At 57.0% G+C, this 22,531-nt stretch carries 16 protein-coding genes and 3 tRNA genes; 13 read left to right on the top strand and 6 right to left on the bottom strand.

Features of this window, described 5'->3' with window-relative positions:
- Nucleotides 1-97 precede the first annotated feature (97 nt).
- The 8 genes from ACTJKZ_RS13195 to recD all read left to right on the top strand — a co-directional run bounded on the left by ACTJKZ_RS13195 (nucleotide 98) and on the right by recD (nucleotide 13,632).
- Nucleotides 98-568 carry a prepilin-type N-terminal cleavage/methylation domain-containing protein gene (locus ACTJKZ_RS13195; protein WP_161732862.1) on the top strand — a complete coding sequence of 157 codons (471 nt, stop codon included), beginning with the start codon at nucleotides 98-100 and terminating at the stop codon, nucleotides 566-568.
- Nucleotides 565-1,092, top strand: a complete 528-nt coding sequence (locus tag ACTJKZ_RS13190) for a prepilin peptidase-dependent protein (RefSeq protein ID WP_161732860.1) — start codon at nucleotides 565-567, stop codon at nucleotides 1,090-1,092. Before ACTJKZ_RS13195 ends, ACTJKZ_RS13190 begins: the two co-directional genes overlap by 4 nt.
- Nucleotides 1,089-1,493, top strand: a complete 405-nt coding sequence (locus ACTJKZ_RS13185; protein WP_161732857.1) for a DUF2509 family protein — start codon at nucleotides 1,089-1,091, stop codon at nucleotides 1,491-1,493. Before ACTJKZ_RS13190 ends, ACTJKZ_RS13185 begins: the two co-directional genes overlap by 4 nt.
- Complete coding sequence (locus tag ACTJKZ_RS13180) at nucleotides 1,453-1,779, top strand: prepilin-type N-terminal cleavage/methylation domain-containing protein (RefSeq protein WP_237566690.1); 327 nt, start codon at nucleotides 1,453-1,455, stop codon at nucleotides 1,777-1,779. The genes ACTJKZ_RS13185 and ACTJKZ_RS13180 overlap by 41 nt, the downstream gene beginning before the upstream one ends.
- Nucleotides 1,780-1,880: 101 nt before the next feature.
- Nucleotides 1,881-5,258: an exodeoxyribonuclease V subunit gamma gene (gene recC / locus ACTJKZ_RS13175; protein WP_161732855.1), complete on the top strand. Its 3,378-nt coding sequence runs from the start codon at nucleotides 1,881-1,883 to the stop codon at nucleotides 5,256-5,258.
- A 108-nt stretch (nucleotides 5,259-5,366) separates the two neighbouring features.
- Nucleotides 5,367-8,258: a pitrilysin gene (gene ptrA, locus ACTJKZ_RS13170; RefSeq protein WP_253419909.1), complete on the top strand. Its 2,892-nt coding sequence runs from the start codon at nucleotides 5,367-5,369 to the stop codon at nucleotides 8,256-8,258.
- On the top strand, nucleotides 8,255-11,794 hold the full coding sequence (gene recB / locus ACTJKZ_RS13165) for an exodeoxyribonuclease V subunit beta (RefSeq protein ID WP_440829703.1): 3,540 nt from the start codon (nucleotides 8,255-8,257) through the stop codon (nucleotides 11,792-11,794). The genes ptrA and recB overlap by 4 nt, the downstream gene beginning before the upstream one ends.
- Nucleotides 11,791-13,632, top strand: a complete 1,842-nt coding sequence (recD, locus tag ACTJKZ_RS13160) for an exodeoxyribonuclease V subunit alpha (protein WP_440829702.1) — start codon at nucleotides 11,791-11,793, stop codon at nucleotides 13,630-13,632. The genes recB and recD overlap by 4 nt, the downstream gene beginning before the upstream one ends.
- A 47-nt stretch (nucleotides 13,633-13,679) precedes the next feature.
- Here the strand turns inward: recD and argA are convergent, their stop codons facing one another.
- A complete protein-coding gene (gene argA / locus ACTJKZ_RS13155; protein ID WP_013358908.1) occupies nucleotides 13,680-15,008 on the bottom strand; it encodes an amino-acid N-acetyltransferase in 1,329 nt (442 codons plus the stop codon).
- Nucleotides 15,009-15,240: 232 nt separating this feature from the next.
- Between argA and amiC the strand changes: the two genes are divergently transcribed.
- Nucleotides 15,241-16,485, top strand: coding sequence for an N-acetylmuramoyl-L-alanine amidase AmiC (gene amiC, locus ACTJKZ_RS13150; RefSeq protein ID WP_440829701.1), 1,245 nt, complete (start codon nucleotides 15,241-15,243; stop codon nucleotides 16,483-16,485).
- 110 nt (nucleotides 16,486-16,595) lie between these two features.
- Here amiC and ACTJKZ_RS13145 read toward each other — a convergent pair.
- The 3 genes from ACTJKZ_RS13145 to ACTJKZ_RS13135 form a co-directional block, all read right to left on the bottom strand.
- Nucleotides 16,596-16,672, bottom strand: a tRNA-Met gene (locus tag ACTJKZ_RS13145).
- Between the two features lie 54 nt (nucleotides 16,673-16,726).
- A tRNA-Met gene (locus tag ACTJKZ_RS13140) sits at nucleotides 16,727-16,803 on the bottom strand.
- A 64-nt stretch (nucleotides 16,804-16,867) separates the two neighbouring features.
- Nucleotides 16,868-16,944 (bottom strand) — tRNA-Met (locus tag ACTJKZ_RS13135).
- Nucleotides 16,945-17,147: 203 nt separating this feature from the next.
- Here ACTJKZ_RS13135 and mltA point away from each other — a divergent pair.
- Complete coding sequence (mltA, locus tag ACTJKZ_RS13130; protein WP_161732845.1) at nucleotides 17,148-18,296, top strand: murein transglycosylase A; 1,149 nt, start codon at nucleotides 17,148-17,150, stop codon at nucleotides 18,294-18,296.
- Nucleotides 18,297-18,344: 48 nt separating this feature from the next.
- Nucleotides 18,345-19,157, top strand: a complete 813-nt coding sequence (gene tcdA / locus ACTJKZ_RS13125; RefSeq protein WP_440829700.1) for a tRNA cyclic N6-threonylcarbamoyladenosine(37) synthase TcdA — start codon at nucleotides 18,345-18,347, stop codon at nucleotides 19,155-19,157.
- On the opposite strand, the gene csdE is transcribed toward tcdA, so the two are convergent.
- Together csdE and csdA are read right to left on the bottom strand one after the other, a co-directional pair.
- Nucleotides 19,136-19,591, bottom strand: a complete 456-nt coding sequence (csdE, locus tag ACTJKZ_RS13120; RefSeq protein ID WP_222925038.1) for a cysteine desulfurase sulfur acceptor subunit CsdE — start codon at nucleotides 19,589-19,591, stop codon at nucleotides 19,136-19,138. The two genes, tcdA and csdE, sit on opposite strands and share 22 nt — an antisense overlap.
- Before the next feature lie 2 nt (nucleotides 19,592-19,593).
- The gene (gene csdA / locus ACTJKZ_RS13115) at nucleotides 19,594-20,802 is read right to left on the bottom strand and encodes a cysteine desulfurase CsdA (protein WP_161732839.1); all 1,209 of its coding nucleotides are present in this window, start codon (nucleotides 20,800-20,802) and stop codon (nucleotides 19,594-19,596) included.
- Nucleotides 20,803-21,011: 209 nt separating this feature from the next.
- Between csdA and ACTJKZ_RS13110 the strand changes: the two genes are divergently transcribed.
- Entirely contained in the window at nucleotides 21,012-21,233 is a 222-nt protein-coding gene (locus tag ACTJKZ_RS13110; RefSeq protein ID WP_003854643.1) for a YgdI/YgdR family lipoprotein, read from the top strand.
- Nucleotides 21,234-21,567: 334 nt separating this feature from the next.
- Nucleotides 21,568-22,485, top strand: a complete 918-nt coding sequence (locus ACTJKZ_RS13105; protein ID WP_003854641.1) for a transcriptional regulator GcvA — start codon at nucleotides 21,568-21,570, stop codon at nucleotides 22,483-22,485.
- Nucleotides 22,486-22,531: the final 46 nt, after the last annotated feature.

Here is a 22,531-nt window from a genome sequence, read left to right as displayed (position 1 = left end):
CCACTGCCTGTTTGCGGGGGATGATTCTCTGCGGCACGCTTTCCAGCCTGTCACAACGCCTGTTGTTTCCCCCGTTCATCACCCGCACTCTGTCTTCATGAAAACAGCACACTTACGCGGTTTTACCCTGCCGGAACTGCTGCTGGTGATGGTGATTACCGGCATGCTGAGCGTTGCTGCGCTGCACGGCTGGCAGCGCTGGCAACAGCGGCAGCAACTGCGCGACAGCGCTCAGCAATTGCAGGGATTCCTGCTACGACTGCGCGCCCAGGCCAACCGGCAAAATAGCGACCTGGTATTATGGTCACAGCCTGGCAATCCCTGGTGCATCGGTGCCGGCAGCCGCCCCGTTACGGGGTGTGATCAAGGGAAAAGGTTGCATTTCATCGTGCCGCACGCGGGCGTTGCACTCTATGACATTCGGGGCGAGCCGGGCTTCTATGGCCGCCGCAATGTCGCTAAAGCGGGCAGTATTGAGCTGGGGAACAGCGCCGGACGCATGCGGCTGATTATCTCAGCCAGAGCCCGAATTCGCCTCTGCATAACGGATGAGGAGACGTGCCGTTGAAAATCGACGGATTCAGCCTGCTGGAGATGCTAATCGCCATGGCAATCAGCGCCGTCGTGATGCTCAGTACCGGTCGTTTTCTGCCGCTGCTGCTGGCGGAGAATGCGGGCGTGCTGCAACAGGCGCAGCTGCGTCAGGAATTACAGCAGATTATGGTGACGCTGGAAAAGGCGGTGCGGCGTGCCGGTTATTGTCACGGTGAGTGCGGCAGTGGCGCACTGAAAATCAGCGAGCACTGCCTGCTGCTGCGCTGGGATGAGAACAGCAATGGTAAATGGGAACCGGTGGGTCATGCAGAGAGTGACTATTACGGCTTTCGCCTGCGCCAGCAGCAGCTTGAGATGCAACGCGGTGTTGACCAGTGTCAGTCAGCGGGCTGGGAGCGGCTCTCCGATCCCGCATTCATGACAGTGGAGCAGTTCGGCATCAGCCAACAGGGCGCTCAGATCAGGATAGTGCTGCAGGGGCGGGCCGGACGCTGGCTTGAAACGGTGGAGAGTTGGGTGGAGGGCGCGAACCTGTGAAGCAGCGGGGCAGCAGTGCGCTGGGCATGGTGTTAATGATTATGGTGATCGGCAGTTTTACGCTACATGCCAGCCGAAAGATGTCTGAGCAGGGAATGCGACTGCTGGCGGATGAGCAGCAGTTTATTCAGGATTTCTGGCGGGCACAGTCGGCGCTGCAATGGGGGCTTTCCCTGAGCTGGCCAGCGACGGAGTCAGCCCTGTGTCAGCAGGATGATCGCCAGGGCTGGCGCAGCTGTTTACAGCGAGGTGAAAAGGATGAAGGTCTGCTTAAAGGTGAGGCCAGCGGCAGTGGCATGGCGGTCTGGCATTGGATACGTTTACGGGGCAATCAGATTAGCGCGCTGCCGCACGGCTGGATTGACTATTGCCCGCTCACGTCCCCGGCAACCTGCCAGTAAATGCGGCGGATTCAGTCTGCCGGAAGTGTTGTTTGCTCTGCTGTTAATGGCATTAAGCAGCAGCACGCTGTTGCACTATCATCGCGCACTGGCGCTGGGATTCAGTCAGCAGTGGTATCAGCGCGAGGCATGGCGGGTGGCTGAGCAGGGACTGGCAGGGCATGACGTTGCCGGGTGGACATCGACGCTGCAACAGCAGAGCGGCCCTTCAGGCTGCACCCTGGAGCGGGCTGACGTGAAGGGGCCTTTTCAGCGCAACGCTACGCTGACGCGCCTGCGATGTTAAAGGTCGTGGGTCGCCCTTTTGATGGGTTTCAACCGCGATACGCGGTAAAGTGACAGAGCCGCAATACCGCAGTCACGTTCTGAGTTATCACAGGAGTTTTCATGTTTCACGTTTATCACTCAAATCAGCTTGATGTGCTGAAGATTCTGGCGGCGGCGGTGATTAAACATGACCCTCTTGATGATCCTTTCGCCTCAGAAATGGTGCTGGTGCAGAGCCCGGGAATGGCGCAATGGCTGCAGATGGAGCTGGCGCAAACCTTTGGCATTGCCGCCAATATCGAATTTCCGCTGCCTGCCAGTTTTATCTGGGAGATGTTCGTCCGCGTACTGCCCGATATCCCGGTAGAAAGTGCTTTCAGCAAGGCCAGCATGGGCTGGAAGCTGATGCACCGGCTGCCAGTGATGCTCGAACATGAAGAGTTTGTCTCTTTACGCCACTATCTCCATGACGACGGCGACAAACGAAAACTGTATCAGCTCAGTTCACGCGTGGCCGATCTGTTCGACCAGTATCTGGTTTATCGTGCCGACTGGCTCAACAGCTGGGAACGTGGCGAAACCATTGAGGGGCTGGGTGAAGCGCAGCGCTGGCAGGCCGCACTGTGGCGTGATCTGGTAACTTATACCCAGGCGCTGCGCCAGCCCGAATGGCACCGTGCCAACCTCTATTCGCGATTTATTCAGACGCTGGAGCAGGCGAAAACCACGCCAGAAAATCTGCCGAAACGGGTCTTCATCTGTGGTATCTCTGCGCTGCCGCCAGTCTATCTGCAGGCGTTGCAGGCGCTGGGACGTCACATCGACATCCATCTGCTGTTCACCAATCCCTGCCGCGACTACTGGGGCGACATTCAGGATTATGCGTTTCTGGCGAAACTGCAGAGCCGTCAGCGCCGACGTCATGGTGCCGATGAATCACGCGGACTTTTCCGGGATGCAGAACAGGCACCGGCACTGTTTAATGACGCTGGCGAACAGCAGCTCACTAACCCGCTACTTGCCTCATGGGGCAAGCTGGGGCGCGATAACCTGTATCTGCTCAGTCAGATGGAGTCAAACGACGATATTGATGCGTTTGTGGATGTAGAACCGGATAACCTGCTGCACTGCATGCAGCACGATCTTCTCAACCTGCAGGATAACGCCATCATCGGACTGAATGCGGCGGAACTGGCGCATAGCGATAAGAAGCGCTGTCTGGATCCGGATGACCGCTCTATTGTGGTACAGGTCTGCCACAGCGCTCAGCGTGAAGTCGAAGTATTGCAGGATCATCTGCTGGCGATGATGGAGACCGATCCGACGCTGAAAGCGCGTGACATTATCGTCATGGTGGCAGACATCGACGCCTACGCGCCGTTTATTCAGGCGGTGTTCGCCAACGCGCCCCCTGATCGCTACCTGCCGTTTGCGATTTCAGACCGGAGGGCCAGTCAGGCGCATCCGGCCATTGTGGCATTTCTGAATCTGCTGGCACTGCCGGACAGCCGTTTTGTCTCAGAGGATGTGCTGGCGCTGCTGGATGTCCCGGCGCTGGCTGCTCATTTCTCTATTGATGAAAGCGGCCTGCGCTTACTCCGGCGTTGGGTCAGCGAATCGGGTGTGCGCTGGGGGCTGGATGATGCCAGCGTGGAAGCGCTGTCACTCCCGATTACCGGCCAGCACACCTGGCGCTTTGGCCTGCAGCGCATGCTGCTGGGCTATGCGATGGAGAGCCACAACGGTGACTGGGAAGGGATTCTGCCTTATGACGAGTCGAGTGGTCTGGTGGGGGAACTGGCGGGACATCTGGCTGAGCTGCTTTCCCGGCTTAATCACTGGCGGCAGCTGCTGGCCGAACCCCGTCCGCTGGTCGCCTGGCTGCCACTGTGCCGGGAGTTGCTGAATGCCTTTTTCAGCCCTGATGCAGAAACCGAGGCTGCTCTGCTGCTGGTGGAAGAGCAGTGGCAGCAATTGATCGAATATGGCATGGATGCGCGCTTTGAAGAGGCGATTCCGGTGGCGCTGCTGCGCGATGATTTACGTAGCCGGCTTGATCAGCAGCGCATCAGCCAGCGTTTTCTGGCTGGACAGATTAACTTCTGCACCCTGATGCCGATGCGCTCCATTCCTTTTCAGCTGGTCTGTCTGCTTGGCATGAACGACGGCGTCTATCCCCGGACCCTGGCACCGTTAGGCTTTGACCTGATGCAGCAGCAGTCCCGCAAAGGCGACCGCAGCCGCCGCGATGATGATCGCTACCTCTTCCTGGAGGCGATGATTTCGGCACAGCAGCAGCTCTATATCAGTTATATCGGCCGCGCGATACAGGATAATACGGAACGCTACCCTTCAGTACTGGTCACAGAACTGCTGGATTACATTGGTCAGAGTTTTTATCTGGAGGGTGACGGTCATCTTGAGCTGGATGAGAGTGCCGCGCGGGTGCGGATGCACCTGCAGCACCTGCACAGCCGGATGCCATTTGCCGCGGAAAACTTCCAGCCGGCTGCCAGACTCCAGAGCTTCGCCCGTGAGTGGCTGCCTGCCGCGCAGGGAGCAGGGCAGCCGCAACCCGCTTTCGTTCAGCCGCTGGAAGCGCCGCTAATTGACGCGCTCACGCTGGAGGCGTTCCTGCGCTTCTGGCGACATCCGGTCCGCGCCTGGTTCCACCAGCGGCTCGGCGTGAGTTTCTGGCTGGAGGAGAACGAACTGCCCGACAGCGAGCCATTTGCCCTGGACAATCTGGAGCGTTACCAGATCAATGCGCAACTGCTGAATGCCCTGGTCGAAGGCGAGGATACTCAGCGACTTTATGCGCACCATCGTGCGGCCGGTAATCTGCCTTATGGCGCTTTCGGTGAGCTGTTCTGGCAGGCGCAGCGCGATGAGATGCAGGAAGTAGCGGCAGAAGTGGTCACCCAACGCAGCGACGGCGAGAGCTGGGAAGTGAATCTGCAACTGGAGCAGATCAGCTTAACCGGCTGGCTGACGCAGGTACAGAGTGATGGATTGCTGCGCTGGCGGCCTGGCGTGCTCAACATGAACGACGGACTGTTACTCTGGCTGGAGCATCTGGTCTACTGCGCACTGGGCGGCACCGGCAGCAGCCGGATGTTTGGCCGGCAGCAGAGCCGCTGGTGTTTCCTCGCCGTACCGCAGGCTGAGGCGATCGCTGCGCTGAATGAATATGTCGCAGGCTATCTCGCGGGTATGCGCCAGCCGCTGATGTTGCTTAACAAGAGTGGCGGCGCGTGGCTGACCGCCAGCTATGACAAAAAAAGCCAGCAGTTGCTGACCGATGAAGCGACGCAGCTCAAAGCGCGTAATCGACTGCTGACCGCCTGGCAGGGTAACTATCAGGTGGAGGGCGAGGGCGGCGATCCCTATCTGCAGCGTCTTTGCCGTGTGCTGGATGAGCCACAACTACAGCAGATAACTGAGGCGGCACAGCACTGGTATTTACCAGTGCTGGCTGCACATCAGGATGATGAATAGCAGGTCAGAAGGCATTTTTGCTAACTGGCTTATTACACAGAAATTTTGCTCTGCTTTGAGCCGCCGGGTACGTCATTGGCGGTTTATCGGGAAACGAGAGGGGTTTACATGCGGGTATACGCACGCTGGATAGCGGCGCTATTGTTAAGCCTGGTGGCTTGTACAGCACAGGCGCAGACATCATCAGGCTGGCAGCCAGTTAACGACACCATTCGCAAAAGTGAACAGGATCCTCGCCACTATCAGGCGATCCGGCTCGACAACGGGATGACCGTGTTACTGGTTTCCGATCCTGTCGCACCGAAATCGCTTGCGGCGCTGACGCTGCCGATAGGATCGCTGGACGATCCTGATCAGCAGGCGGGACTGGCACACTACCTTGAGCATATGGTACTGATGGGCTCAAAGCGCTACCCGCAGCCGGACAACCTGGCCGAATTTCTGAAAAAGCATGGCGGCAGCCACAACGCCAGCACGGCCTCTTACCGCACCGCCTTTTATCTGGAAGTGGAAAACGATTCGCTGGAACCGGCGGTTGATCGCCTGGCGGATGCGGTGGCTGAGCCGCTGCTGGATCCGGTTAACGCCGATCGCGAACGCCACGCCGTGAACGCCGAGCTGACGATGGCGCGCTCGCGCGATGGCCTGCGCATGGCCCAGGTGGGCGCTGAAACCCTGAACCCGGCGCATCCGGCGTCACGTTTCTCGGGCGGCAATCTTGAAACATTGAAAGATAAGCCCGGCAGCAAACTGCACCAGGCGCTCCTGGATTTTTATCACACCCATTACTCTGCGAACCTGATGAAGGCGGTGATCTACAGCAACAAACCGCTGCCGGAGATGGCATCGATTGCGGCCAGAACCGTTGGCCGGGTGCAAAATCATGACGCCAGCGTGCCGGAGATTACGGTGCCGGTAGTGACGGATGCGCAGCAGGGCATCATTATTCATTACGTTCCGGCCCAGCCCCGCAAGCAACTCAAAATTGAATTTCGCATTGCCAATAACAGCGATCGCTTTCGCAGTAAAACCGACACGCTGATTAGCTATTTAATCAGCAACCGCAGCAAAAATACGCTGACTGACTGGCTGCAAAAGCAGGGGCTGGCCGACGGGGTCAATGCGGGCGCTGACCCGATGACTGAGCGTAACAGTGGCGTATTTGCGATTACCGCGTCACTCACCGACAAAGGCCTGGCTCAGCGTGACAAAGTGGTAGCGGCCATATTCAGCTACATCAATCTGCTGCGTCAGCAGGCCGATGATAAGCGCTATTTCGATGAAGTTTCACACGTGCTGGCGCTCGACTTTCGCTATCCCTCCATCACCCGCGATATGGATTACATCGAATGGCTGGTTGATACCATGCTGCGCGTGCCGGTTGAACACACGCTGGATGCGCCTTATCTGGCGGATCAGTACGATGCTGCCGCGATTAAAGCCCGGCTGGAAGAGATGACCCCTCAGCATGCGCGTATCTGGTATATCAGCCCGCAGGAGCCGCACAACAAAACAGCCTATTTTGTGGATGCGCCTTACCAGGTTGAGAAAATCACATCACAAACCTTTGCCGACTGGCAGCAGCGCGCCAGCCAGATCACGCTGGCGATGCCCGTGCTGAACCCCTATATCCCGGACGACTTCACCCTGTTGCCGTCAGACGGAAAAACGTATCAGCATCCGGTGAAGCTGGATAACAATGACGGTATGCGCATTTACTGGATGCCCAGCCGTTATTACGCCAGCGAACCTAAAGCGGCGATCACGCTGGCATTACGCAATAAAAACGCCATCAGCGACGCCCGTCAGCAGGTACTGTTTGGCCTGAATGACTACCTCTCCAGCCTGGCGCTGGATGAGCTTAACTCGCAGGCCTCCGTGGGCGGCATCAGCTTCTCAACCGGTGAAGATGAGGGGCTGGTTTTCAGTGCCAACGGCTTCACGCAGCGCCTGCCGACGCTGCTAAAGAAACTGGTTGAGGGTTATGCCACCTTCCAGCCGACAGAGCAGCAGCTGGAGCAGGCCAAATCCTGGTATCTGGAGCGGCTGGACGCGGCAGAAAAAGGCAAGGCGTTTGAGCAGGCGATTCAGCCGATGCAACTGCTGTCGCAACTGCCTTATACCCAGCGCGAGACTCGCCGCAAGCTGGTAAGCACAATCTCACTTAAAGATGTGACGACCTATCGCGATACGCTGTTCCGCGATGCGACGCCAGAGATGCTGGTGGTGGGTAACCTTAGTGCTGACAGCGTGACGCAGCTGGGACATGAGCTTAAGCAACAGATGCAGAGTAATGCGACCCGCGACTGGCACAGCCAGTATGTGACCATAAAAAAATCGCTGAAAGCCAACCTGCAACAGCAGGGCAGCAGCACCGACTCCGCTCTTGCCGCTCTCTATGTTCCACTGGGATACGGTGAATATCAGAGCATGGCGCACAGCTCGATGCTGAGCCAGATCGTTCAGCCGTGGTTCTACAATCAGCTGCGTACTAAAGAGCAGCTCGGCTATGCGGTCTTTGCCTTCCAGATGCCGGTGGGCCGCCAGTGGGGTGTGGGCTTCCTGCTGCAAAGTAACAGCAAACAACCGGCCTGGCTGTTGCAGCGTTACAAAGCCTTCTATCCACAGGCAGAAAAACGATTACGCAGCATGAGCCAGGCAGATTTTTCCCAGTATCAGCAGGCGATGATCAATGATTTGCAGCAGCGTCCTCAGACGCTCTTTGAGGAAGCGGATCGTTTTAGCCGCGACTTTGATCGCCAGAATGATCACTTTAATACCCGGCAAAAAGTGATCGAGCAGGTTCAGCAGTTAACCCCGACCAGCCTGGCAGACTTTTTCCGGCAGGCCGTGATTGAACATAAGGGCATGGTAATGACCTCGCAGATTGCCGGCACCGGCACTGGCAAAACTGAATTTGCCCGTCAGCCTGGCTGGAAAACCTGGAATGAAGTGGCGCAATTGCAGCAGTCGCTGCCGGTAAAGAGTGAGACCCAATGACGCAGTTACCTCCCGTATCGCTGAATCCTTTAACGCTGCCGCTCAGAGGCGAGCGGCTGATTGAGGCGTCAGCGGGCACCGGAAAAACCTTTACCATTGGTCTGCTCTATCTGCGCCTGCTGCTGGGGCTGGGCGGAGAAAACGCTTACAGCCGCCCGCTTTCGGTAGAAGAAATCTTAGTGGTGACCTTCACCGAAGCCGCCACTGCGGAACTGCGCGGGCGAATCCGCGAGAATATTCATCAGTTACGTCTGGCCTGTATCCGCGGCAAAAGCAGCAATCCGATGCACCAGTTACTGCTGGATCAGATGCCTGATCTCAGTCAGGCGGCCGCGCAGTTGCTGGCTGCTGAGCGGCAGATGGATGAAGCCGCTATCTTCACCATCCATGGCTTCTGTCAGCGGATGCTTAATCTCAACGCCTTTGAATCGGGCATGCTGTTTGAGCAGGAGTTAATTGAAGATGAGCAGGCGCTGCTGAAGCAATCGACCGCTGATTTCTGGCGTCGCCAGTGCTACCCACTGACGCTTGATGTGGCGCGCATTATCGCTGCAGAGTGGAGCGGGCCTGACAGCCTGTTGACCACGCTGCGCCCCTGGCTTCAGGGAGAATCACCCAGCCTGAAGCGTCCGCCCGCAGCCGATGAGACGCTGGCGTCACGCCACGCCCGTAACCTGGCGCGCATTAAGGCTATCAAACAGCAGTGGCAGGCGCTTAGCGCCGATGTGGAAGGCATGATCAGTGCTTCTGGCGTGGATAAGCGCAGCTACAGCAGTAAACATCTGCCCAACTGGGTCGCAAAAGTCACGCAGTGGGCCAGCAGTGAGACGCTGGATTATCAACTGCCGAAAGAGCTGGAGCGCTTTGGGCAGCAGGTGCTGGATGAGAAAACCAAAAAAGGCGACGCCCCGCGACACTCGTTGTTTGAGGCGATCGATCAGTTTCTGGCTGAACCCTTGTCGCTGCGCGATGTGATCATCGCGCAGGCGCTGACCGATGTGCGTGCCACGGTGCAGCGCGAGAAGCGGTTACGTGCGCTGTTAGGCTTTGACGATCTGCTCAGTAAACTGGATGAGGCGTTGCAGCAGCCTGGCGGCGTGTTGCTGGCCGAAACCATCCGGGCGCGTTTCCCGGTGGCCCTGATTGATGAATTCCAGGATACCGATCCACAGCAGTATCGCATCTTCCGCACGCTCTATATTAATCAGCCGGAGCAGGCGCTGTTTCTGATCGGCGATCCCAAGCAGGCAATCTACGCATTTCGCGGCGCGGATATTTTTACTTATCTGCGGGCCAGAAGCGAAGTCAGTGCTCACTACACACTGGATACCAACTGGCGTTCTTCACCTGAGATGGTCGGGAGCGTCAACCGCCTCTTTTCTCAGCTTGATTCGCCTTTCCTCTTCTCGGCGATCCCCTTCCAGCCGGTTAAGCCTGCCGCACCAAACGAGTCACTGAAGCTGATTTTTGACCAGCAGCAGCAACCCGCATTACGTTTCTGGCTGCAGCCTGGCGAGGGCGTCGGCAACAGCGACTACCAGCAGTTTATGGCGCAGCAGTGTGCCGCCGATATCAGCCGCTGGCTGGTGGCAGGACAGCAGGGACGTGCCTGGCTGGGTAAAGGTGAGGCGCTGCAGCCGGTGCGGGCTTCCGATATCACCGTGCTGGTACGCAGTCGCAATGAGGCCGGTTTAATCCGCGACGCGCTGAATGCGCTGTCGATTCCGTCGGTCTATCTCTCCAGCCGGGACAGCGTCTACACCACGCCGGAAGCGCGCGAATTACTCTGGTTGTTGCAGGCGATACAGGCACCGGAACAGGAACGGCTGCTGCGTAGCGCGCTGGCGACGTCGATTTTTGCCATCGATGCGGCGACGCTGGACGCGTTAACTCAGAATGAGCGCGAGTGGGATGCGCTGGTGGAGCAGTTTGCCGTCTGGCAGCAGCTGTGGCATCAGCGCGGCGTGTTACCGATGCTGCGTGATGTGATGATCAAGCGGCAACTGGCGGAGAATATGCTGGCCTCGGAGAACGGTGAACGTCGCCTGACTGACCTGATGCATCTGGGTGAACTATTGCAGGAAGCCTCGGTGCAGCTGGAGAGTCCGCACGCGCTGGTGCGCTTCCTGGCGCAGCAGATTGCCCGGCCCAACAGTCAGGCCTCCAGCCAGCAGCTGCGTCTGGAAAGCGACCGCCATCTGGTGCAGATCATCACCATCCATAAATCAAAAGGGCTGCAGTATCCGCTGGTCTGGCTGCCGTTTGCGGCCGGATTCCGCGAGGCGGCCAGCGCGCTCTATCACGATCGCGACAACTTCACGGCGCTGCTGGATGTGCAGGGTGATGCGCAGAGTCTGGCGCTGGCCGAAGAAGAACGGCTGGCAGAGGATCTGCGTCTGCTCTACGTGGCGCTGACCCGTTCGGTTTATCACTGCAGCGTTGGCATTGCACCGCTGATCAAAGGCACCCGTAAAAAAGAGGGTGAAAGCGATCTCCATAAAAGCGCGCTGGGCTATCTGGTACAGCAGGGTCAGGCGGTCGATGCGCAGCAGCTCAGCCAGCGACTCAATGCATTAACCGGTGAAGGGATTGCACTGGTTGAAGAAGATCTGCTGCCGGGCGAAATGTGGCAGGATGCGCAGCAGGGCGACGAGGCGTTAAGCAGCCGCGACGTGACGCGCGCCCTGGCGGATGTCTGGCGAGTAACCAGTTACTCCGGTCTGCAACAGCATCACAGCTCGCCACTGCTGGATGCGTTACCTAACTTCGATATCGATGCAGCGGGCGAAGAGGAGAGGGGTGAAGAGTCGGCGTTGACGCCGCACCATTTTCCGCGTGGTGCAGCACCCGGCACCTTCCTGCACGGTCTGTTTGAGTCGATCGACTTTACCGAACCGCCGGATCGCATCTGGCTGGAGGATCAGCTGCAGCACAATGGTTACCCACTGAGCTGGTTACCGGTTCTCGAACAGTGGATCGATCGGGTCTTACATACGCCGCTCAATGCGGAGGGGCTGACGCTGTCGGCAATCAAAAGCAGTGAACGGCTCATCGAGATGGAGTTTTATCTGCCGATAAACAATCTTCTGACGGCGGCGGATCTTGATGATCTGCTGCGTCGTCACGATACACTTTCTCAGCAGGCCGCTCCGCTGGATTTTCGCCAGGTGCGCGGCATGCTGAAGGGCTTTATCGATCTGGTCTTCCGCTGGCAGGGAAAATATTATCTGCTGGATTACAAATCGAACTGGCTGGGGGAAAGTCACGCCGCTTACACCCCCGAAGCGATGGCGCAGGCGATGATTGGCCACCGCTACGATCTGCAGTATCAGCTCTATACGCTGGCGCTGCATCGCTATCTGCAGCATCGCCTGCCGGACTACGACTATCAGCAACATTTTGGCGGGGTGTTTTATCTGTTTTTACGCGGGATGGATGGCAGCTCGCCGGACAACGGCATTTTTGCTACCCGGCCTTCCGAAGCTTTTGTGGAAGAGATTGATGCGTTGTTTGGTGAAACCGGGGAGATGTTATGAGTGACATGCTGAGTCTGCTGCTGCAGGCGGTTGAGAAGCGTCTCCTGCGGCCGCTGGATATCCAGTTTGCGCGTCTGGTGGCGACAGAATCACAGCCTGCGCTGCTGCTGGCGGCTGCCTGCGTCAGCGCGGAGGCGGGAGAAGGGCACGTCTGTTTACCGCTGAGCAACCTCTGTGAAGATAGCCTGTTTGCCGGGCGTCAGCCTGCGCTGGCCCAGGCCATCTGGCAGGCGGCTGGTGCGCCGGATGACTGGCCATCACGGCTGGCTGACTGGTCGGCCGTCAGTGACGGCAGCCGGGTGACACCGCTGGTGCTGAGTAACCAGCGTTTATATCTGCATCGGCTATGGTACAGCGAAGGCCGGGTCGCCGACTTTTTTGCTGCACAGGAAATCAAAACTGCGTTTGATATGCGTGCCGCAGGAGACGTGCTGAACAGCCTGTTTGGCGACCAGCCGGAGAACTGGCAGAAAATTGCTGCAGCCGTGGCGCTGACCCGCAAGACGGCGGTCATTTCCGGCGGGCCGGGCACCGGTAAAACCACCACCGTGGCGAAACTCCTCGCCGCCCTGATTCGCCTGAATCCCGGCGCGCTGCGGATTCAGCTCGCGGCACCGACCGGTAAAGCTGCCGCACGGTTGACCGAGTCGCTGGGCCGGGCGCTGCAGGAACTGGTAGTCAGCGACGAAGAGCGGCGGCGTTTTCCCGCCGAAGCCACCACGCTGCATCGCCTGCTGGGCGCGCAGCCCGATACCCAGCGGTTACGCTACCATGCCGGCAATCCGCTGCATCTTGATGTGCTGGTAGTGGATGAAGCGTCAATGGTCGATCTTTCGATGATGGCAAAGCTGATCGCCGCGCTGCCTGCCCATGCCCGCGTGGTGTTTCTGGGCGACCGCGATCAGCTCGCTTCTGTTGAAGCGGGTGCGGTGCTGGGCGACATCTGCCGCTGCACGGAAAGCGGCTACAGCCAGGCGCGGGCAGAACAGCTTGCCCTGCTGACTGGCTGCACGCTGCAGGGCAGTGACGACAGGCAGGCACCAGTCGTGCGTGACAGCATCTGCCTGCTGCAGAAAAGTTATCGTTTTGACGCTTCATCCGGCATCGGGCAACTGGCAAAAGCGATCAATCGTGGTGATGCAGAGCAGGTCAGGGCGGTGTTTGCTGCGGCCCATGAAGATGTCAGTTTTCAGACGCTGAACAGCGCGGAAGCCTATCAGGTGATGCTGGATGAGGTCGCACAGGGCTATCAGCCCTTCCTGCAACTTGTCCGTCGGCAGGCATCGCCTGCTGAGGTGATAGCCGCTTTTGGTCGTTATCAGCTGCTGTGTGCACTCCGTGACGGGCCATTTGGCGTGCAGGGTCTGAACCAGCGCATTGAGCAGCGACTGATACAGCTGCAGCGCATCCGGCGTCCTGGCATGGGCAGCCGCTGGTATGAAGGACGTCCTGTGATGATTACCCGAAATGACAGCGCGCTCGGCCTGTTTAATGGCGATATCGGCATTACGCTGCGGGATGAAGAGGGTAACCTGAAGGTCTTTTTCCCGCTGCCGGATGGGTCAATCAAGGCGATCCAGCCGAGCCGGTTACCTTCACATGAAACGGCCTGGGTAATGACGGTGCATAAATCGCAGGGGTCGGAGTTCGACCACACTGCGCTGGTGATGCCGACGCAGTTTCTGCCGGTGCTGACCCGCGAACTGGTGTATACCGCGATTACCCGCGCACGTAAGCAACTGACTATTTACAGCGAACCGGGCGTATTTCAGCGAGCCGTGCAGTTGCAGACGCAGCGACGCAGCGGTCTGGTGGAGCGACTGGGTGAAACCAGCTGAGAAAAAGGGGACAGTCCACAACGGGGGCCTGTCCCTTCGGGATGAAATCAGGTGAGGTCGGCCATCAGCACCTTGGAACGGCGCTGATAGTTGTACATCTCTTTTTTACTCTCGGGCAGTGACTCAATATCAACCGGCGTAAAGCCGCGCTCCTGGAACCAGTGGATGCTGCGCGTGGTTAACACAAACAGCTTTTGCAGTCCCATCTGCTTCGCCTGCAACGCTACGCGCTGCAGCAACATCTCACCGCGTGAAGAGCTGCGATAGTCAGGATGAACCGCCACACAGGCCATTTCACCAATCTTCTCATCCATAAACGGATAGAGGGCGGCACAGGCGATGGTCAGATTGTCGCGCTGAATAATCGTGAACTTATCTATCTCCATTTCCAGTTGCTCACGTGAGCGACGCACCAGAATGCCTTGTTGCTCCAGCGGACGGATCAGTTCGAGGATTCCGCCGATGTCGTTGATATTGGCGCGACGGATCTGCTCGGCCGACTCCATCACGATCTGCGTACCGATACCGTCGCGTGAGAAGAGCTCCTGCAACAGCGCGCCATCTTCCTGATAGCTGATGAGATGGCTGCGGCGCACGCCACTGCGGCAGGCTTTCACCGCGCCACGCAGGAAGCGGACCGTACCAGAAAGATAATCACCTTCCTTTTCAATCTCGTCGATGCGGGCCTGTGCATCGTTCGGGAACAGCTCGGAGATGATTTCACCATCGCTGTTCAGCACGCCCTGCTCGGAGCAGAAACCGATCATTTTTTCCGCTTTGAGCTTAATTGCCAGCTGGGTAGCCACTTCTTCTGACGTCAGATTAAAGCTTTCGCCGGTCACAGAGACTGCAACCGGACCCATCAGCACGATGGCATCGTTATCCAGCTGGCGATGAATCGCCTCTTCATCAATACGACGGATACGCCCGCTATGGCAGTAATCCACGCCATCATCCACGCCCAGCGGCTGTGAAATAATGAAGTTGCCGCTGACCACATTGATATGCGCGCCCTGCAGCGGGGTATTGTTAAGACTCATTGAAAGGCGGGCAGTGATATCTAACTGCAACCGACCAGCAGCCTGCTTCACTAACTCCAGCGATTGCGCATCAGTCACCCGGGTAAATTTATGATAAACCGGTTCCAGTTGCTGCTGAGCCAGGCTGGCGTCTATCTGTGGCCGTGCGCCATAAACCACCACCAGGCGGATGCCCAGGCTGTGCAGCAGGCCGATGTCGTTAACGATGCCAGAGAAGTTCTCATGCTCAATCGCTTCGCCACCCAGCATGATGACAAAGGTTTTACCCCGGTGGGCATTGATATAGGGAACGGTATGGCGAAAACCCTGAACCAGTTCGGTACTACGTTCCTTCACGGCCAACCCTCAGTGAATGTTTATTCGTATTTTCTGTATTTTTATGCTTTTATGCCCGATTTTGCAAGCCTTAATCCTGACGAAAATTTACGTTTTTATGGGTGTCAAAGCCGCTAACAGCCTGCATTATTTGGGGTTTCCAGGGTGACATCATCCTGCGGATTGGATAAAGTTTTCGCCGCCATTTGATTAACTGGCGCTTTTTTAGACATAACACAGCAGCTGGAGCGGCATGTCAGACGGTAATTCCCATTTTTCACGCAGACGATTTTTACAGGGGACAGGCGCCTTACTGTTGCTGAGCGTCAGCCGTACAGGGCTGGCGGCAAAGAACCACATTGTGGCGGTGCGTATCTGGCCCTCATCCACTTACTCGCGCATGACGCTGGAGTCCAGTGTCGCGCTGAAATACAAGCAGTTTGCGCTGAGCAATCCCGAACGACTGGTAATCGATATTCAGGGCCTGCATCTTAACTCGACCCTGAAAGGGGTGGATAAGCAGGTTCGGGTCGACGATCCCTTTATCAAAAATGCCCGGGTCGGCCAGTTCGACAGCAACACGGTGCGCGTTGTTCTGGAGCTGAAGCGCAACGTCGCACCGAAGATCTTTAATCTGGCACCGGTCGCTGGTATCAATCACCGGCTGGTGGTCGATCTCTACCCGAGCCAGGACCATGTGGAAGACGATCCGCTGCTGGCCCTGCTGAAAGATTATAATCAGGGCGATCTGGAGAAGGATGAAGGGGTGCAGGCGCCGTTACCCGGCAAAGCGGGACGCGATCGTCCGATTATCATCATGATTGATCCCGGCCATGGCGGAGAAGATCCTGGCGCGCACGGCAAATATAAGACGCGCGAGAAAGATATTGTGCTGAAGATCGGACGGCGACTCAAAGCGCTGATCGATAAAGAGTCCCAGATGAAAGCCTATATGACGCGCAACGAGGATGTCTTTATTCCGCTGCGTGTCCGGGTCGCCAAAGCCCGTAAACAGCGCGCCGATCTCTTTGTGTCTATTCATGCTGATGCCTTTACCAGTCGGGCAGCACGCGGCTCTTCGGTATTTGCCTTATCAACCAGCGGTGCCACGTCAGCCGCCGCCCGTTTCCTGGCGCAGACCCAGAATGAATCAGACCTGATTGGCGGCGTCAGCAAAAGCGGCGACCGCTATCTTGATCACACCATGTTCGACATGGTGCAGCGTCAGACGATTCACGACAGCCTCAGGTTTGGTAAAGAGGTGCTGCATCGCATGGGGCGCATCAACCATCTGCATAAACGCACCGTGGATCAGGCGGGATTTGCGGTGCTGAAAGCGCCGGATATCCCGTCAATCCTGGTAGAGACCGCGTTTATCAGTAATGTGGAAGAGGAGCGTAAGCTGCGAACCACCCGCTATCAGCATCAGGTTGCAGAGGCAATTCTGGAAGGCATCAGGGCTTATGTGAAGAGTGGGGCGGCGCTGGCCCATCGGTAAAGGTGTGCGGGTAGTCACGACTATCCGCGCATTTATCTGCGGGAGTGAGGCCTGAGAGGAATTTGCGAACGGCAGAAACAAAAAAACACCCTTTCAGGTGTTTAAATGATTGGTTGCGGGGGCCGGATTTGAACCGACGACCTTCGGGTTATGAGCCCGACGAGCTACCAGGCTGCTCCACCCCGCGTCCGTATCATACTTTTTTCACATTGTGACTTCTGTAAAACTGCTGCAGAAGTATTGGTTGCGGGGGCCGGATTTGAACCGACGACCTTCGGGTTATGAGCCCGACGAGCTACCAGGCTGCTCCACCCCGCGTCCGTATTGCTTCTATTACTTTTACTTCTCACACTGTGACTTCTGAAAACTACTGCAGAAGTATTGGTTGCGGGGGCCGGATTTGAACCGACGACCTTCGGGTTATGAGCCCGACGAGCTACCAGGCTGCTCCACCCCGCGTCCGTGGAAGCGCACTATACTCTCCGCGCTAATTCATGCAACCCCTTTTTAAAGATAAAAGCCAAATTAACAGCCAGTTGCTGAAGGATTCAACCATATGGCTAATTATTGAACTGATATGCGCCAGGTCAAAGCGGATGCATTTCATTCTGTCGGGGGCTTTGCTATCGTCGCGGGGCGAACAGTTATAAAAAGAGAAGATAATGAAATCACATTGGGTGAAGTATGCACTCACTGGCGCGTTAATCACGCTGCTGGCGGCCTGTAGCTCTAAACCGACCGATCGCGGTCAGCAATATAAAGATGGCAAACTGGAACAGCCGCTGGCGCTGGTGAATCAGCCCAATGCTAAAGGCGCACCGGTTAATGGCAAAGACTTTGGCGATCAGGTGCGCCAGATTCAGTCCGCCTCATCCGCTCTTTATAATCGTCAGAACGGCACCTACAGCGCAATTGAAAGCTGGCTGATGGCAGGCGCCGATACCCGGCAGCTTCGTCAGTATGGCCTGAACGCGTGGCAGATGGAGGGCACGGACAACTACGGTAACGTGCAGTTCACCGGTTACTACACGCCGGTCGTGGAAGCGCGCTACACCCGGCAGGGCGAATTCCAGTATCCGATCTACCGTATGCCGCCGCGCAAACGCGGAGAGAAATTACCGAGCCGCGCCTCTATCTATAGTGGCGGACTTGATGACCGCTACGTCATTGCCTACAGCAACTCGCTAATTGATAACTTCATGATGGATGTGCAGGGCAGTGGTTACGTCGACTTTGGCGATGGCCGCCCGATGACCTTCTTTGGTTACGCCGGTAAAAATGGCTGGGGCTACCACAGTATCGGTAAAGAGCTGATCGACCGCGGTGAAGTGAAGCGCGAAGATATGTCGATGCAGGCGATTCGCCAGTGGGCGCAGGAGCACTCACCGCAGGAGGTGCGTGCGCTGCTGGAAACCAACCCGTCATTCGTCTTCTTTAAAGCTGAGCCGTTTACGCCGGTGCGCGGTGCCAGCGCTGTTCCGCTGGTAGCGAAAGCCTCGGTGGCCTCTGACCGATCAATTATTCCGGCAGGCACCGTACTGCTGGCGGAAGTGCCGCAGTTGAATGAGAAGGGCAAATTCAACGGCAAATATGAGATGCGCCTGATGGTGGCGCTCGACGTAGGTGGCGCGATTAAAGGACAACACTTTGATATCTATCAGGGTATCGGCCCGGACGCCGCGCATCTGGCGGGCTTCTATAATCACTACGGCCGCGTCTGGGTGATCAAAGCCGCGCCGGGTGCCGGACAGCCGCTGTTCTCCAGCCCGCAAAACGGTAATAATGGTTCACTGCTTCTCGGCTCTAACTAATTTCTTCTCTGCGGGCCTTCGGGCCCGCACGACGTAACAGGTTCAACTATGAAAGTGTTAAACGACGCCTGGCATCAGCGCTTTGGCGGCACGGCGCGTCTCTATGGCCAGAATGCGCTGCAACGTTTTGCTGACGCACACTTCTGCGTCATCGGTATTGGCGGCGTCGGCTCCTGGGCAGCGGAAGCGCTGGTGCGCACCGGCATTGGTAAAATCACCCTGATAGATATGGATGACGTCTGCATTACCAACACCAACCGACAGCTTCATGCGCTGCAGGGTAACGTCGGTAAAGCCAAAACGGAGGTGATGGCCGAGCGGCTGCGGGCGATCAATCCGGACTGCGACGTGATCTGCATTGATGACTTTATCACGCCCGAGAACACCGCCGAACTGATGGCCGCCGGTTTCGACTATGTGATCGACGCGATCGACAGCGTGCGGCCTAAAGCGGCGCTGATCGCCTGGTGTCGCCGGAATAAGATCCCGTTGATCACCACCGGTGGCGCGGGTGGGCAGATTGATCCGACCCAGATCCAGGTCGCCGATCTGGCAAAAACCATTCAGGATCCGCTTGCGGCGAAGCTGCGCGAACGCTTGAAAAGCCTGGGCGTGGTGAAAAACAGCAAAGGCAAACTCGGCATCGACTGCGTTTTTTCGACTGAAGCGCTGGTCTATCCGCAGGCCGACGGCAGCGTCTGTGCTTCACGCAGCACGGCAGAGGGTCCGAAGAGAATGGATTGCACATCCGGCTTTGGCGCGGCAACCATGGTGACCGCCACCTTCGGCTTTGTGGCCGTTTCGCATGCGCTCAAAAAATTTCTGGCGCGCGCCGCCCGTCAGGATGCGGTCAGCGCCTGACGCGCGGCATGCTCTACCGCAGCGGCCAGCGCCTGCAGGCCGCTGCTGCGGGAGGCGCTGAGCTGGGCGCGCAGGCCGAGTTCATCAAACAGGGCTAAGGGATCGGTGACCAGCAATTGCTGCGGCGTCTGGCCCTCAACCGCAGTCAGCAGCACGGCCAGCAGGCCGCGCACAATCCGTCCTTCACTATCACCATAGAAGTGCAGTGAGCCATCCTCACATAACTGGCTGCCCAGCCAGACCCGGTTTTCACATCCGCTCAGTTCAATTTCCGCCGTTTTCAGTTCCTCCGGCAGGGCAGGCAACTGGCGGCTCAGCTGGATCAGCTGGCGATAACGATCTTCCCACTGATGAAAGCGGCCGAAACTCTCTTTCAGACTGGTAACGGTAATCTGTTCGCCAAACGGGTGTGGCGCTAACAGCGATGAACACATAATCAAAACTCCGATAACAGCGAGATTGCGCCTTTCATGGCGCGCACCAGCGCATCAACATCCTGCAGATTATTATAGGGTGCAAAAGAGGCCCGCAGCGTGCCGCTGACGCCCAGCGCCGACAGCAACGGCTGCGCACAGTGCTGACCGGCGCGCAGGGCGATTCCCTGCTCAGCCAGCAGCGTCACCAGATCGCTGTGATGCAGGTCAGCAAATTCAAAGGCCAGCAGACTGGCATTGCCACAGCGGAAGCTGCGAAAGCCGGGCAGTTCTGTCAGCTGCTCTTCCGCCAGCGAGGCAAGCTGCTGACTCCAGCGCTCAGCTTCGGTCAGATTGTACTGCGCCAGCCAGCTCAGTGCCGCACTCAATCCCACCACACCCGCCACATTCGGGGTGCCGGCCTCAAAACGCCACGGCACCGGCTGTGGCGTGAAACCATTGAAGTCAACATCCGTGATCATTTTCCCGCCGCCCTGCCAGGGTTCCATCGTCTCCAGCAGTTCCGCTTTGCCATATAACGCGCCAATGCCCATCGGGCCGTAAATCTTATGTCCGGAAAAAGCGTAAAAGTCGATATCCAGCGCCTGTACGTCAGGCGGGCAGTGCACCACCCCCTGCGCGCCATCGACCATCACTTTCGCCCCCACGGCATGTGCCAGCGGGATCGCCTGAGCAAGATCGGGGCAACCCCCGGTGACGTTCGACATCTGACCAACTGCCAGCAGGCGGGTACGGCTGTTAAGCAGGGTGGGTAACAGGCTGATATCGGGCAGACGATCTGGCCCTAACGGCCATTTTACGACGCGGGCACCGCACGCCTGCGCAGCCATCAGCCAGGGAACCAGGTTGGCGTGGTGCTCAGCCTCACTCACCACGATCTCATCACCGGGCTGCAGGCGCGGCCGCAGCCAGCTGTTCGCCACCAGGTTTATCGCTTCGGTAGTGCCGCGCGTCCAGACAATCTCACGATCGTCCGCGGCATTAACCCAGCGGGCAACCTGATTGCGCGCCTGCTCATAGCGCTGGGTTAAGGCCTGGGCGGCGGCAAACTGGCTGCGATGAACCGTACCCGCACTGAGGCTGTAAAACTGCTGCGTACTGTCAATAACGGCCTGCGGCTTCAGCGTGGTCGCGGCGCTGTCGAGATAGATGCCGGCGTCGGCGAGCGCGGGAAACTGCTGGCGGAATGCGGTGGGATTAAATGCGGTCATGCCGGGTCCATGATAAGAAAAATTAGGACCACACTGAAAGAATGGTCTGCGTCTGGCAAAGCTGGAAAAGCGCGTTATGCTGAATAATGCAAGGTTTGAACCAAACCCGCATAACGATCGGACGTTTAATAGTCGATCCCACTTATCGGCTGCCTCTGGTTAGCGTAACGCGGGTGGTTTGATGCAATCAATCTACAAGGAGATAGCAGATGAAAAAACTTACCGCAGTACTGGCCGTATGTACTCTGGCTTTTACCCTGAGTGCCTGTTCAAGCAATTACGTAATGCATACCAATGATGGTCGCACCATCGTGGCTGCCGGCAAGCCTAAAGTTGATAACGATACCGGCATGATCAGCTATAAAGATGCGAATGGCAACGAGCAGCAGATTAACCGCTCTGATGTCAAAGAAATGGTCGAGTCAAAGTAAGCAGCAAAAAAAAAGCACCGCAATTTGCGGTGCTATTTAAAAATCACTATGGACAGACAGGGTAAATCTACAGGAATTAAGAGTTTGATCCGCAATCGTCGGATCAAAAATTGCAAACACAACATCACGACCACAAGCCAAAAGCTTTCAGAAAATCTGCGAACTCACTCACAAATCTAAAAACTTTTCGTTCCGGCTCAGGAAGTGCGGCAACTATAGGTATTTGCTGGAGGTTCCTCAACGGACAAATTATAATGCCTCGGATTAAAAATTCTAATACGTAAACGCTTTTTATAAGCCTGCGTATTTTTCGCCGATCCGGATACGGAAAACCATGTCGAAACGCCTTCCTCCTCTTAACGCACTGCGGGTTTTTGATGCCGCTGCGCGCCATTTAAGCTTTACCAAAGCCGCTGAAGAGCTGTTTGTCACCCAGGCTGCCGTAAGCCATCAGATTAAATCTCTGGAAGATTTTCTGGGGTTAAAGCTGTTTCGCCGGAGGAATCGTTCGCTGTTACTGACCGAAGAAGGGCAAAGCTACTATCTCGACATCAAAGAGATTTTCTCGGCAATTAACGAAGCGACCCGCAAACTGCAGGCGCGCAGTGCCAAGGGAGCGCTGACCGTCAGTTTACTGCCGAGCTTTGCTATTCAGTGGCTGGTTCCCCGCCTCTCCAGCTTTAATATGGCTTATCCGGGAATCGACGTGCGTATCCAGGCAGTTGACCGCGATGAAGAGAAACTGGCCGACGATGTCGACGTGGCAATTTTCTACGGACGTGGCAACTGGCCCGGCCTGCGGGTTGAAAAACTCTATGCCGAATATCTGCTGCCGGTCTGTTCGCCATCACTGATGACCGGCGATAATCCGCTGAAAACCCCGATGGATCTCTCGCGCTTTACCCTGCTGCATGATGCCTCCCGCCGTGACTGGCAATCGTATATCCGCCAGCTGGGTCTGCAGCATATCAATGTTCAGCAGGGGCCGATCTTCAGCCACAGCGCCATGGTGTTGCAGGCGGCGATTCATGGTCAGGGCGTGGCGCTGGCCAACAACGTCATGGCGCAGAGCGAAATAGAGGCCGGGCGATTAATCTGCCCATTTAATGATGTATTAGTCAGTAAAAACGCTTTTTATCTGGTTTGTCATGACAGTCAGGCAGAACTGGGTAAAATAGCCGCCTTCCGACAGTGGATCCTGGAAAAAGCTGCAACCGAACAAGAAAAATTCCGCTTTCGCTATCAACAATAACAGTTTGATTTATCTGCATTACGGTGCAAATGCACCCTGAGGATCG

This window comes from Pantoea sp. 22096, assembly GCF_052045955.1.
GTDB classification, from domain to species: Bacteria; Pseudomonadota; Gammaproteobacteria; order Enterobacterales; family Enterobacteriaceae; genus Pantoea; species Pantoea alfalfae.
Note: the sequence above shows the minus strand (reverse complement) of the source record. Positions and strands in the feature narration are given on the sequence as shown.

Coding starts and splice junctions, on each gene's coding strand:
- ACTJKZ_RS13195 (WP_161732862.1), top strand. CDS start 98: ATGAAAACAGCACACTTACGCGGTTTTACCCTGCCGGAACTGCTGCTG.
- recC (WP_161732855.1), top strand. CDS start 1,881: ATGTTTCACGTTTATCACTCAAATCAGCTTGATGTGCTGAAGATTCTG.
- ptrA (WP_253419909.1), top strand. CDS start 5,367: ATGCGGGTATACGCACGCTGGATAGCGGCGCTATTGTTAAGCCTGGTG.
- recB (WP_440829703.1), top strand. CDS start 8,255: ATGACGCAGTTACCTCCCGTATCGCTGAATCCTTTAACGCTGCCGCTC.
- recD (WP_440829702.1), top strand. CDS start 11,791: ATGAGTGACATGCTGAGTCTGCTGCTGCAGGCGGTTGAGAAGCGTCTC.
- amiC (WP_440829701.1), top strand. CDS start 15,241: ATGTCAGACGGTAATTCCCATTTTTCACGCAGACGATTTTTACAGGGG.
- mltA (WP_161732845.1), top strand. CDS start 17,148: ATGAAATCACATTGGGTGAAGTATGCACTCACTGGCGCGTTAATCACG.
- tcdA (WP_440829700.1), top strand. CDS start 18,345: ATGAAAGTGTTAAACGACGCCTGGCATCAGCGCTTTGGCGGCACGGCG.
- csdE (WP_222925038.1), bottom strand. CDS start 19,591: ATGTGTTCATCGCTGTTAGCGCCACACCCGTTTGGCGAACAGATTACC.
- csdA (WP_161732839.1), bottom strand. CDS start 20,802: ATGACCGCATTTAATCCCACCGCATTCCGCCAGCAGTTTCCCGCGCTC.
- ACTJKZ_RS13110 (WP_003854643.1), top strand. CDS start 21,012: ATGAAAAAACTTACCGCAGTACTGGCCGTATGTACTCTGGCTTTTACC.
- ACTJKZ_RS13105 (WP_003854641.1), top strand. CDS start 21,568: ATGTCGAAACGCCTTCCTCCTCTTAACGCACTGCGGGTTTTTGATGCC.